Source organism: Candidatus Reidiella endopervernicosa (assembly GCF_013343005.1).
In the GTDB taxonomy this organism is placed as follows: Bacteria; Pseudomonadota; Gammaproteobacteria.
This window is the reverse complement of sequence record NZ_CP054491.1, coordinates 471642-483345: the sequence shown is the minus strand read 5'-3', so window position 1 is coordinate 483345 and position 11704 is coordinate 471642. Positions and strand designations below refer to the sequence as shown.

14 protein-coding genes and 1 pseudogene are annotated in these 11704 nt (G+C 55.5%); 3 read left to right on the top strand and 12 right to left on the bottom strand.

Going from position 1 to position 11704, the window contains the following annotated elements:
• Nucleotides 1–51 precede the first annotated feature (51 nt).
• The 3 genes from HUE57_RS02695 (at nucleotide 52) to HUE57_RS02685 (ending at nucleotide 3175) form a co-directional block, all read left to right on the top strand.
• A complete protein-coding gene (locus tag HUE57_RS02695; protein ID WP_078484268.1) occupies nucleotides 52–1365 on the top strand; it encodes a cache domain-containing protein in 1314 nt (437 codons plus the stop codon).
• Nucleotides 1366–1544: 179 nt separating this feature from the next.
• Entirely contained in the window at nucleotides 1545–2027 is a 483-nt protein-coding gene (locus HUE57_RS02690) for a GGDEF domain-containing protein (RefSeq protein ID WP_174673709.1), read from the top strand.
• Nucleotides 2028–2095: 68 nt separating this feature from the next.
• Nucleotides 2096–3175, top strand: a complete 1080-nt coding sequence (locus HUE57_RS02685; protein WP_078483814.1) for a TRAP transporter substrate-binding protein — start codon at nucleotides 2096–2098, stop codon at nucleotides 3173–3175.
• A 106-nt stretch (nucleotides 3176–3281) separates the two neighbouring features.
• Here the strand turns inward: HUE57_RS02685 and HUE57_RS02680 are convergent.
• From HUE57_RS02680 to HUE57_RS02625, 12 genes and pseudogenes are all read right to left on the bottom strand, one after another.
• Nucleotides 3282–3728 (bottom strand): annotated as a pseudogene (locus tag HUE57_RS02680) (GGDEF domain-containing protein); the annotation flags it as partial.
• A gap of 97 nt (nucleotides 3729–3825) precedes the next feature.
• Nucleotides 3826–4032 carry a hypothetical protein gene (locus HUE57_RS02675; RefSeq protein ID WP_174672678.1) on the bottom strand — a complete coding sequence of 69 codons (207 nt, stop codon included), beginning with the start codon at nucleotides 4030–4032 and terminating at the stop codon, nucleotides 3826–3828.
• Nucleotides 3981–4538, bottom strand: coding sequence for a hypothetical protein (locus HUE57_RS02670; RefSeq protein WP_174672677.1), 558 nt, complete (start codon nucleotides 4536–4538; stop codon nucleotides 3981–3983). The genes HUE57_RS02675 and HUE57_RS02670 overlap by 52 nt, the downstream gene beginning before the upstream one ends.
• 71 nt (nucleotides 4539–4609) lie before the next feature.
• Complete coding sequence (locus HUE57_RS02665) at nucleotides 4610–4816, bottom strand: hypothetical protein (protein WP_174672676.1); 207 nt, start codon at nucleotides 4814–4816, stop codon at nucleotides 4610–4612.
• 147 nt (nucleotides 4817–4963) lie between these two features.
• The gene (locus tag HUE57_RS02660; protein WP_172840280.1) at nucleotides 4964–5530 is read right to left on the bottom strand and encodes a response regulator; all 567 of its coding nucleotides are present in this window, start codon (nucleotides 5528–5530) and stop codon (nucleotides 4964–4966) included.
• Nucleotides 5531–5696: 166 nt separating this feature from the next.
• A complete protein-coding gene (locus tag HUE57_RS02655; RefSeq protein ID WP_408021568.1) occupies nucleotides 5697–6395 on the bottom strand; it encodes a DNA alkylation repair protein in 699 nt (232 codons plus the stop codon).
• A gap of 78 nt (nucleotides 6396–6473) precedes the next feature.
• Nucleotides 6474–7856 carry a TRAP transporter large permease gene (locus HUE57_RS02650; protein ID WP_078483818.1) on the bottom strand — a complete coding sequence of 461 codons (1383 nt, stop codon included), beginning with the start codon at nucleotides 7854–7856 and terminating at the stop codon, nucleotides 6474–6476.
• A gap of 5 nt (nucleotides 7857–7861) precedes the next feature.
• Nucleotides 7862–8413, bottom strand: a complete 552-nt coding sequence (locus HUE57_RS02645) for a TRAP transporter small permease subunit (RefSeq protein ID WP_236725687.1) — start codon at nucleotides 8411–8413, stop codon at nucleotides 7862–7864.
• A 38-nt stretch (nucleotides 8414–8451) separates the two neighbouring features.
• Entirely contained in the window at nucleotides 8452–9402 is a 951-nt protein-coding gene (locus tag HUE57_RS02640; RefSeq protein WP_078483810.1) for a homoserine kinase, read from the bottom strand.
• A gap of 58 nt (nucleotides 9403–9460) precedes the next feature.
• Entirely contained in the window at nucleotides 9461–9799 is a 339-nt protein-coding gene (locus HUE57_RS02635) for a DUF2782 domain-containing protein (protein ID WP_078483809.1), read from the bottom strand.
• 13 nt (nucleotides 9800–9812) lie between these two features.
• Nucleotides 9813–10538 (bottom strand): LOG family protein, encoded by a 726-nt coding sequence (locus HUE57_RS02630; RefSeq protein ID WP_078483808.1) that lies wholly within the window; start codon nucleotides 10536–10538, stop codon nucleotides 9813–9815.
• A gap of 34 nt (nucleotides 10539–10572) precedes the next feature.
• The gene (locus HUE57_RS02625) at nucleotides 10573–11598 is read right to left on the bottom strand and encodes a ligand-binding sensor domain-containing protein (protein WP_078483807.1); all 1026 of its coding nucleotides are present in this window, start codon (nucleotides 11596–11598) and stop codon (nucleotides 10573–10575) included.
• Nucleotides 11599–11704 lie beyond the last annotated feature (106 nt).

Sequence of the window (11704 nt, the reverse complement as noted above, 5' to 3'; positions counted from 1 at the left end):
TCATATGGATTTGAGCGGCAGCTCGAGCGACTAATAATTTGAGGTGGCGCTGTGGAGTTCTCCAAACACCCATTTAGAGTTGTGCTTCCCTATTTCCTGAAGATCTTCTGGCCGTTGCTGGTCGCGCTGATCGGTGCCTTTGTCGCTTACTACGTGGTCGATCTCCGACACGAGTTAAAGTTGATCAAGAGCGGTGAGGCGATGCAGGTGCGTCTGGCCACCAACTCATTACAACGTGATATCGAAGGGATCATTCCTGATCTCGAATACATTGCGGGAAGTCGTACATTACAGGCCTATATCGCTAGTGAGGATCAGTGGGGGCGTAGCCGGGTTGTCGGTGAATTGGAGCGTTTCGCGCAGGATATGCGCCGTTACGATCAGATTCGCTGGCTTGATCGGAATGGAAGGGAGCAGCTACGAATCGAGTACCGCGGTGGAAGAGCCAAGGCGGTTGCTGAGGGTGCGCTTCAGGATAAGTCAGGGCGTTACTACTTCCGTGAATCGATTAAGCTGGCACCCGGTGAGATCTATGTCTCATCCCTCGATCTCAATGTTGAACAGGGTGTGATTGAAGAGCCGCACCGTCCGATCATTCGCTTTGCGACACCCACCAGCGATAGCCGCGGCAAGGTTAATGGTGTGTTGGTGTTTAACTATCTGGCCGAGCGGCTGATCGATAACTTCGCCAGAATAAAGAGTAGTGAGGTTAACCACCTGGCGCTGCTCAATGCCGAGGGTTTTTGGCTATACAACTCCCAGCATAAACATGAGTGGAGCTTTATGTTTGGTGGCGAGGAGAATTTCGCTAACCGTTTTGCAGCAGAGTGGTCGCGGATGCGTGAATCGAGCCAGGGGCAGGTTGAGTCGAACGAGGGTCTATTTAGTTTTAATACCATCCATGTGGCCGACTATGCACTGCGGGTTGGCTTGCCGGAGCGTTATCAGCAGGTTCATCATGACGATGAACACCATCTGGTCGATAAGTGGTTTGTGGTTTCGCACTATCCGAAAGAGGCGATCGCCCTACTTTACAACGAACATACGGGACTCTATCTGCTCACCTTTGTGCTGGCATTCAGTGTCATCGCAACGGGGGGCTGGTATGTCGCGCTGCTCAATCTCGATAAAGATCAGATCATGAACCGTTTACAGCTCCATGCACGGGTGATGGAGTCGGCCACCAACGGCGTTGTGATTACCGATCCCGAGCTGCGAATAATCGACCTCAATGAGGCCTTCTCCACCATCACCGGCTACAGCAGGCGTGAGATCATGGGCAAGGAGCCATCACTGCTTGCATCAGGTCGGCACGATAAGGATTTCTACAAAGGGATGTGGGATGCGATTGAACATAAAGGTTAGTGGCAGGGTGAGATCTGGAATCGTAACAAGGAGGGCTCGATCTATCCTGAGCTGCTATCGATCAAGGCAATTCACGACCGTCACGGTCGGTTGGTAAACTATATCGGGATTTTCACCGATTTTACCGTGCACAAGACCGCTGAGATCTACCTGCGTGAACTGGCCAATACCGATCCGCGATCACCCGCCTACCGAACCGCAACCTGCTGCAGGATCGCTGTGAGCAGGCGATCGCGCATGCGATACGCGACAAGAACCTGGTGGCTATCCTCTTCCTCGATCTGGATGGTTTCAAACCGATCAATGATGCAATGGGTCATGCCGCAGGGGATGAGGTGTTGAAGGTGGTGGCTGAGCGTCTGCTGGCCTGCGTGCGGGATGCCGATACCGTGGCGCGCTACGGTGGTGATGAGTTTGTGGTGGTACTTGATGGCTTGCAGCAGGAGTCTCAGGCAAGCCGGGTCGCAGAGGAGATTCTGAGCAGTATTGGTGATTCCATAACCATCGATGGGCAGCGCTGCCAGGTGGGTGTCAGCATCGGTATTTCGGTATTCCCTGGCGATGGGGATGATGCTGATAAGTTGCTTAAAAATGCAGATGCTGCACTCTACGCCGTCAAACATGGTGGTAAAAACAGTATGAAGTTCTATTCGGGGCTATAGTTAATCCCAAATTAATAGCCCTGAGTGTTAGCAGCAGGGCAATCCGATAACAACAAAGGAGATCGTTGATGAAGCGTCGTGAATTTATCGGCAAGGTGGGAGCAGGGGCCGTAGTGGCGGGTGCCGCCATCGCTGCACCGGCCGTGCATGCTAAAACCAAGATCAAATGGAAGATGGTGACTACATGGCCGAAGAACTTCCCCGGTCTTGGCACAGGCGCCAACAATCTGGCCAAGCTGATCACAGAGATGTCGGGTGGTCGAATTGAGGTGAAGGTCTACGGTGCCAAAGAGCTGGTTCCCGCCTTCGAGATCTTCGATGCCGTATCGCGCGGTACTGCTCAGATGGGCCATGGCGCTGCCTACTACTGGAAGGGTAAGAGTGAGGCGGCACAGTTCTTCGCCGCCGTTCCCTTCGGTCTCACTGCGCAGGAGATGAATAGCTGGCTCTATCACGGTGGCGGAATGGAGCTCTGGCAGGAGGTCTACAAACCTTTTGGTCTAGTACCGACCGCTGCACTCAACACTGGGGTGCAGATGGGCGGTTGGTTCAACAAGAAGATTGAAAAACTCGAGGATCTGAAGGGATTGAAGATGCGTATTCCGGGTCTTGGCGGTGAGGTGCTGCGTCGCCTTGGCGGCACTCCCGTCAGCCTGCCGGGTGGTGAGATCTTTACCTCGCTTAAATCGGGAGCGATAGATGCCACCGAGTGGGTTGGACCCTACAATGACCTAGCCTTCGGTCTCTACAAGGCGGCCAAGCACTACTACTACCCCGGCTGGCATGAGCCAGGTACTACCCTGGAGTGTTTTGTTAATAAGGAGGCCTTTGATGCGCTGCCCAAGGATCTGCAGGTGATCGTGCTCAACGCCAGTAAGGTGGCCAATCTTGACGGCCTCTCTGAGTTCACTGCACGGAATAACAAGGCGCTGCATACGCTGGTCAACGAACACAAGGTCGACCTGCGTAAATTCCCCGATGAAGTGTTGGTGCAGCTGAAGAAGGTCTCCGATGAGGTGGTGGCTGAGGTGGCGGCGAAGGACCCTATGTCACAGAAGGTCTACGACTCCTACCTCGCCTTCCGTGATCAGGTAGTGGCCTGGCACGACGTCTCGGAGCGGGCCTATCTGAACGCGCGCGCACTCTAATTTAGAGGTTCGGTGCTTGATGAAGGGGCGGCTTATGCCGCCCTTTTTTTGTAGATAGGTGTGGGTGCCGTAGTCGATTGATCCAGGCTTCCTCGCACAGTGGTGGTTAGAAGAGCTCGACGCTCCCTTCGGTATGGTGATCGTTATCGTTGAGATCACTGAAGTTAACGGTACGATTTCTGCCGCTCGATTTTGCGTGGTAGAGCGCGTTATCGGCATGCTCAAGTAGCAGGGCGGGTGGTGCGATGGGGTCGATCAGGGTATAGCCGATACTGACGGTGACGTGTCCAGAGGGGAAAGTGTACTGCTCGACGGCCTCGCGGAAGCGTTCCAGGGCGTCGATGGCGCCAACGGCATCACAACTGTTTACCACCACGACAAACTCCTCTCCTCCGTAGCGGAACAGGAAGTCAGAGTTACGGAAAATCTTCTCCATCAGTGTGGCAAAGTGGAGTAGCACCTCGTCGCCATAGAGATGCCCATACTGATCGTTGATCATCTTGAAGTGGTCGATATCGAGTATGGCCAACCAGGAGAAATCAGTTCTCGTCTTGTCGTAATTGCTACGGTAAAAACTTACGACATCATCCGCTGACCGCCATGGATAGCGAAGCGAAGGCGGTTAGTCCGCGATAGTCGACGCCGTCTGCCTATTCGTAGTTGAGAGCGCGAGCGAACGACGAAGAAGATGCAGCAGCGGCTTTATGTCGGCGTAGAGTCACTGAGGGAGTTGTGTAGAGCCGCGAAGAGGTGATTACGCAACGTACGCAGGACGGTCGGGGCGCCGCAGGCATAAACGGTCGCGTTAAGTATTTGCCGCTTGCTTGGGCTTGGATGCCCAAAACAAACTTTCGCAAAAATAGCGACTCCCCGGGAGTGTTGTATCGAGTGTCTGTCGGTTCGGTAGGCGCGTGAGCGTGTCTCGCTCCTTTGAATCGAGCAGTGCAACCTGATTGGCGTAGATGTGATAAAGACCCTCAACAATGGTGGTATCCCTGTTGCTAAGATCGCCACAGATGAGCATCACTCGGCGAGGTTTCACGTTGTTGGTGACGTCGAAAACGATCCAGTGTTTGCCATCCTCCTGGATATGTTCAACTCCCCCCTTACTCTTTGGTAGAAAACGCATCAGAAGATCGGTGTTGTTGTCGCGATGGTGATCATCGAGCGATAGAGGGAATCGTCTGATCAGGAGATCTACGGGTACGAGTGGGTCACCGAACACCTCATAGGGTGCGACTCCCGTTACGCCATCGAGCGAGCTGAAGAAGTGGATCATGGCGTGGGTCAGGGATTGGTAGGTCTTATGAGCCAGAAATGTGGCTGATAACTCAAAGGCCTGTTTGGCATTAAGGTTGTTCATAGCCTGCTTGCGCTGACCGCCATGGAGAGCAAGGAGTGAGGCGGTTAGTCCCGATAGTCGACGCCGTCTGCCTATTCGTAGTTGAGAGCGCGAGCGGACGACGAAGAAGATGCAGCAGCGGCTTTATGTCGGCGTAGAGTCACTGAGGGAGTTGTGTAGAGCCGCGAAGAGGTGATTACGCAACGAACGCAGGACGGTCGGGGCGCCGTAGGCATAAACGGTCGCGTTAAGTTTTTGCTGTTTGCTTGGGCTTGGATGCCCAAAACAAACTTTCGCAAAAATAGCGACTCCCCGGGCAGTGTTTGCCGGTGATAACTGCAACATTGAAGATAGTAGCACAGGCAGGGTACTTCACGGCGTGCGCGATGCCAGGAAACCGGGTGAGACGAGGGTGGCTACAGAGGTTCTAGGGTTATGCCTATGACTTATTTATCGCCATTGAAGGTCTTGATGCCAAGCAGTGAAGCGACCTTATGAGGCTTCTGGGTGTATGGGGCGTCATTGGTAGCGAGCAGGAACCCTTCTACTTGATCAAGTACCTTGAATGGAACGTGATCCTGAAACGTCTTCAGATGCTCCATGATCTCACGCGCCTGGTTGATTTTGAGCGCATTGATGATGTGGTAGCAGAGCATGTCGGGTAGCAGTGTGGTGTTGAATGGCTTGGCGATACGGGAGCCGAGTTCGTACTGTTTCTGCACGTTGTAGGGGTCTGTGTGTTCATCCAGTGCATTGAGAAAGACGACGGCGGGGTGGATGGTGTCCTGTTGCAGTGCCTTGGCCAGCTCGGTGCCGGAAAGCCCTGGCATGATGACGTCGAGAAAGGCGATGAAATAGCGATCTGGTGAGACACTGAAGCTGTTTAGCGCCTTGAGGGGATCGGAGTAGAGCTCGTAGGGGAGCTTGAATCCGGACAAAATTGCGTCGAACAGGTCGAGGATCGAATGGTCATCATCCACCACCATGATGCGTCGATCTTTTAAATCTTTCATTGCGCTGTCCATGCAGAATAGAGCCTGCACAAGTATATGACTGATTTAGTCGGTTATATGTGATGATTAGCTGGGTAGCTCTGTAGGGCGGAGGGGTTTGTGATGTACGCATTTGCTTACAGCATGAAGAATATGTCGGTTTGAGAGGGTGTCGAGTCGACTAGAATTATCCGGCCAGTATCTGTTTTCGCTCAGTGGGTGGGAATTTCTCGATGGCGTACCGCAGCATGGTGCGAGGCATCTGAAGGTGGTGTTTGCGTAAAAAACGCAGTTCTGTCTGCTGATCGCGCTTGCCGATTTCGCGCAGCATCCAGCCGACTACCTTGTGGATCAGATCTTCAGGGTCAGCCAAGAGTTTTTCCGCGAGTTGCAGGGTTTCATCGAAGTCGTTCCGTTTGATGAAATGGTAGGTCGCCATCATGGCGATACGCCGCTCCCAGAGCAGCTTGGAGCGTGCCAGCTTATGGAGTGGCTTGCGGCTGCGCTCAGAGAGCCAGCCGCCGATGATGGGGTGAGCGCTGGTGTCGACTAGATCCCAGCTATTGATGTGTTTGGTATTGGCAAGATAGAAGCGATAGATCAGCCGCTGTTCAGCGGGCTCGGCGTGTTGAAACTGTCCAACCAGAATGAGCAGCGCCAGCAGTCGCGCCTCGTGCCACTCGGAGTGGAGTAGCTGTTCACACTCATCGATTGCCAGGCTGCGGTGTTGCCGAGCCAGCTGGCGCAGTGGTGGTACGCGGATACCGAGAAAACGATCCCCCTCGCCGTACTCGCCAGGCCCTGTCTTGAAAAAGCGCTGTGCGTGGGCGGCCTTGTCGCTATCTCCCAGTCTCTTGAGCTGTCGCATGATAGATTTGTATGTCACAACACGTTCCTTGCTATCTCTAGCTCATTGTTGTCGGATTGATGGCAGTTTAAAACATTTAGGCGCAAGACCTGGTGTCTAGCCGTAGATGGTGTCTGGCAGCCAGGTGGCGATCTGTGGCCAGTAGGCGATGACACCCATGGCGATTAGCTGGATCACGATAAAGGGTGCGACGCCGCGGTAGATCGCGCCAGTGGTGACGCTCTTGGGTGCTACGCCGCGTAGGTAGAAGAGTGCAAAACCGAATGGGGGTGTGAGGAAGGAGGTCTGCAGGTTGAGGGCGATCATGACCCCTAGCCAGACCGGATCGAGGCCCATCGCCAGCAGGATTGGGCCGACGATCGGTACCACCACAAAGGTGATCTCGATGAAGTCGAGCACGAAGCCGAGCAGGAACATGATGATCATCACCACCAGCACCGCGCCGAAGGTGCCACCCGGCAGGCCGGTGAGTAGTCTTTCAACCACCTCATCGCCGCCAAAGCCGCGGAAGACCAGTGAGAAGACTGAGGCGCCAATGAAGATCATGAAGACCATGCTGGTGACGATGGTGGTGCTGCGCATCACCTCCTGCAGTCGCTGTAGGGTTAGCTGTCGCTGACTAAGTGCCAGTAGCATTGCGCCGACTGCGCCGACTGAGGCCGCCTCGGTTGGGGTGGCGAGACCGCCGATGATAGAACCGAGCACAGCGAATATCAGCAGCAGCGGTGGCAGCAGTACCAGCACCACCCGTTTCAACAGCCCTTCACGGCGAGAGGAGCGCTCATCGTTAGAGAGGTTTGGCATCAGGTCGGGTTTGACCAGTGAGATAAAGAGTAGATAGCCGACATAGAGCGCTACCAGCAGTAGTCCTGGTAGTAGCGCACCGGCAAAAAGGTCACCGACTGAAACAGTCTCAGGTGACCAGATACCCTGATCGAGCTGCGCCTGTTGATAGGCGCTGGAGAGTACATCACCGAGCAGTACCAGAATGATCGAGGGGGGGATGATCTGCCCGAGGGTGCCGGAGGCACAGATGGTGCCACAGGCGAGTGACGGGGCGTAACCGCGTTTGAGCATGGTAGGCAGCGAGAGCAGCCCCATGGTGACCACGGTAGCGCCGACGATGCCGGTACTGGCGGCGAGCAGCATGCCAACTAGGGTGACCGAGATGCCGAGACCGCCGCGAAGTGGACCAAATAGATCGGCCATGGTGTCGAGCAGGTTCTCAGCAACACGGGATCGTTCCAGCATCACGCCCATAAAGACAAATAGCGGCACGGCGATCAACGTTTCGTTGGTCATAATGCCAAACAGACGGTTGGGAATTGCCTCCAGGAAGGCGCCATCAAAGTGGCCGCTCTGGCTACCAATGAGTGCCGCCGCCAACGCAGTGCCACCGAGGGTGAAGGCGACTGGGAAGCCGAGCATTAACACCAGGCAGACGGCGAGAAAGAGCAGCAGGGGTATCAGGTCGAGCAGCTCCACTAGAGTACGCCCTCCCCTTCGCTATCGCTCTCCTCATCTGCGCCAGCCAGTACTAGCAGGCAGTGAAGGATTTTGGCTGCGCCCTCCACAATCAGCAGCAGACCCATGATCAGAATGGCGCTCTTTAACAGGTAGGTGGCGGGAATGCCGCCTGCGCCACGAGAACCCTCTAATAGTGACCACGAGGCAGTGACATACTCCCAGCTATACCAGAGGATAAATCCGGAAAGCGGCAGAAGAAGAAGTAGTGTTCCGAGTAGATCTACCCATGATCGACTCCGTTCGCCCATTTTTCGATAGAAGATATCGACTCGAACATGACCGTTGTGGCGCAGGGTGTAACCGGCACCGATTAGGAACACCAATGCATGCATGTAGGTGATCGACTCCTGCATCGCAATCCAGCCGATATCGAACAGATAGCGCAGCAGTACGACTGAGAAGGTGGTGATTACCATGCCGAGGGTGAGCCATGCGACGCAGCGGCCGCTCCACTCGTTAATCGATTCGAGGCCGGCCTTGGTGCGTTTAGCGGTGGCGATCCAGTTCACGCGCCCTACCCCTCAGGCCCTGACATCGTGATAAGGCCCTAGAGCCAGATGGCGTGGATTGCATCGCGATGTTCGATGCGATCGATGAGGATGTTCTTGAACACGTCGGGGTCTTTGATGTGGGTGATCTCGCCCTCACGTGGAAAGTGTTTATCCTGCAGGCGAGAGAGCCAGAAACGCAGTGCAGCGGCACGCAGCATCACCGGCCAGACGGCATGCTCATCGCTGCTCAGCGGTCGTTCGCTGTGGTAGGCGCTGAGCATGGCACGCAGCTTCAATTCATTGAGTGAACCGTCCTCATTACCACACCAGTCATTAACTGTGACGGCGAGATCATAGAGCAGGATGTCGTTACAGGCGTAGTAGAAGTCGATAATGCCGGTGAGGGTGTCGCCCTCGAACATCGCATTGTCGCGAAACAGATCGGCGTGGATGATGCCGCGTGGCAGGTCGCTGTGGCGATACTGTTCCTGAAACGCCAGCTCCGCCTTGAGCAGCTCACGCGAATCTTCATCGAGGGCTGGCAGCATGCGTTCGGTGGTGACGGCCCACCAGTGGGGACCACGACCGTTGTCGCGTTGGTGGGGAAACTCAACACCGCAGCTATGCATATGACCGAGTGACTTGCCGAGCGCGGCGCACTGCTGCTCGTTGGGTAGTTCGACATTGGCACCGCTGAGTCGCTGTACCAGTGCCGCCGGTTTGCCGTTCAGTTCTCGCAGGTAGTGCCCCTCCCGATCGGCCATCGGATGGGCGCTCGGCACCTCGTGTTCGGCCAGAAAGGCCATCATGTCGAGGAAATAGGGGAGTTCGTCGGCACTCAACGACTCAAACAGGGTGAGCACATACTCACCCTGTGTGGTGGTGACGAAGTAGTTGGTGTTCTCGATGCCGGCGCTGATGCCGGTATGGCTGACCAGCGTACCGAGGTCGTAGTGTTCGAGAAATTGGTTGAGTTCTGGCTGCTCAACAGGTGTATAGACTGACATGGGGCGGCGGCGTTTATTGTTGTGGCTATGAAGCGCCGAATTCTAACAGGTTTCCCGCCTACCAGCGCATCAACACCCAACCGGGGATAACCATGTCGTTCTCGAGACCCTCGCTACGGCGGTCGAGTCGACCATCGCCATCGGTATCGACCAGGTAGTAGGTGACGCCCTTCATCGGAGTGATCTTGACCATGTAGAGGTGGCCGTTGACGCGATACTCCTTAACCGTCTCATCGCCGCGGGTGCGAATGGTGATCTCGGGTTCAAGTGTCTCGCCGCTCTCAACACTGGAAGGCAGTGCGGGTGGCTCCGGTACGGGCTCAAGCTCAGGGGGCTGGGCTGTGACGGAGGTGGAGAGTGCAAGTAGAGCGATCAGGGGTAGCAGGCGCGTGGTCATTATTAGAATTCCGTTAGAGTTCAAGCAGGGTCTCCTGCTCCTTGGCCGAGGGTTCAATCCCGCGATTTTCATAGAAGTTGAAGATAGCATCAACCACATCCTGAGGTTTGTCCAGAAGCTGGAACATATCCATATCCTCGGGGCTGATGGTCCCCTCCTCCACCAGGCTCTCTCGGAACCAGTCGATCAATCCCTCCCAGAATGGCGTATGGACCAGAATGATCGGAATACGGCGCGATTTGCCGGTCTGCACCAGGGTGAGGATCTCAGCCAGTTCGTCCAGGGTGCCAAATCCACCCGGCATGACCACGTAGGCGGCGGCATATTTTACGAACATCACTTTGCGCGAAAAGAAGTGGCGGAAGCTGAGTGATATATCTTGATAGCCGTTACCGGTCTGCTCATGGGGTAGTTGAATGTTGAGTCCCACTGAGGGTGATTTGCCCTCGTAGGCACCCTTGTTGGCTGCCTCCATGATGCCGGGACCGCCACCGCTGACCACCGAAAAACCGGAGTCGGAGAGCAGTCGTGCAATATCCTCGGTCAGTTTGTAGTAGGGGTGGTCGACCGGCGTGCGTGCCGAGCCGAAGATGCTCACCGAGGGGTGGATCATCGCCAATCGTTCAAAGCCCTCCACAAACTCCGCCATGATCTGGAAGATCTTCCACGACTCACGGGTGAGTTGGGTGTCGGTGGCCCCTGACATGCCAAGATGGTGCGACTTATCTGTTTTATCCATGATGTGGTCTTTATTTTTTGGTTAGAAATCGTGGTTAGTGGTGGCTGAGTGTCGGTTGTCCGATCCGAGCAACGGCGCCCTTAACGCCGGCCCAAATGGTGCCATCGGGTGCGGCGGCCAGAGTGTAGATCTCATCGCTCGGGAGTCCGCTGCTGTGGTCGAGGCTGCGCCAGCGTCCGCGACTATCGAAACGGCTGATGCCACCTTCGGTGCCAAACCAGAGATTTTGCTTCTCATCTTCAACGATAGTGTAGACGTTGTTGCCTGAGAGGCCGTTCTGGGTCGAGTAGCCTTGCCAGTTGATGCCGTTGAAGCGCCCTGCTCCCGAACCGCTGCTACCGATCCAGATGTTATCGGCTGGATCGCGGTGAATGTCGAACAGTTGTGGTGGTGTTGCTGTGGCCTCTCCTGCAGATGGCTGCAGTGGGTCTTGCCATGTGTCGCCGCGGAGAGTCAGTGCGCCGTGGTTGGTGCCGAGCCAGATGCGCCCCTCACGGTCGAGTTCGATGGCGTAGGGCAAGGTGCCCGCTTTTAGCGGGTGTGCAAAGGGTGAGATGCGATCTGTTTCGGGGTCGAACTGGTAGAGCCCCGCCTTGGCGCCGATCAGCAGTTTGCCATCGGTAAGTGTCTTGAAGCTGTATACCCGGCTCTGCTCCAGACCGTTGGCATCGGGAAACTGTCGCCACTCTCCCGCCTTGTAGCGGGTCAGGCCACGGCTGCAGCCGAACCATTTGTAACCCTGTCCGTCGATATGGATTGAGAGAACATCCTCGTCGGGCAGGCCGTCGGCTCGGGTAAAGGTGTGGCGTGGCGTGGCACCCTGCAGGTCGACGCCGACCACGCCGACGCTGGTGCCGATCCACATTACACCCGCTTCGCCATCCGCCTGCATCGCGTGCACGTCGACCCCCTGCCCCACACCGAAGGTATTGAGCATGCGCCAGTTCGTCTCAGCGCTTTCAGTCGCAGGTGATTGTCCGTTGTCATCGCGCAGATAGAAGTAGCTTGCGACGGCCGTAGCCAGAAGCGCAATGACGAATATGTCTCTAAATGTTTTCAATTGTCTATTCTTTGTCGCTATTAGCGTTCATCTTGTGGGTTAGTGCTCGTTTTTGTTGAGGTGATAAGAGGATTCTACTTTTATCGCTGTTGTGAGTCATTGCCGG

Coding starts and splice junctions, on each gene's coding strand:
- HUE57_RS02685 (WP_078483814.1), top strand. CDS start 2,096: ATGAAGCGTCGTGAATTTATCGGCAAGGTGGGAGCAGGGGCCGTAGTG.
- HUE57_RS02670 (WP_174672677.1), bottom strand. CDS start 4,538: ATGAACAACCTTAATGCCAAACAGGCCTTTGAGTTATCAGCCACATTT.
- HUE57_RS02660 (WP_172840280.1), bottom strand. CDS start 5,530: ATGAAAGATTTAAAAGATCGACGCATCATGGTGGTGGATGATGACCAT.
- HUE57_RS02640 (WP_078483810.1), bottom strand. CDS start 9,402: ATGTCAGTCTATACACCTGTTGAGCAGCCAGAACTCAACCAATTTCTC.
- HUE57_RS02635 (WP_078483809.1), bottom strand. CDS start 9,799: ATGACCACGCGCCTGCTACCCCTGATCGCTCTACTTGCACTCTCCACC.
- HUE57_RS02630 (WP_078483808.1), bottom strand. CDS start 10,538: ATGGATAAAACAGATAAGTCGCACCATCTTGGCATGTCAGGGGCCACC.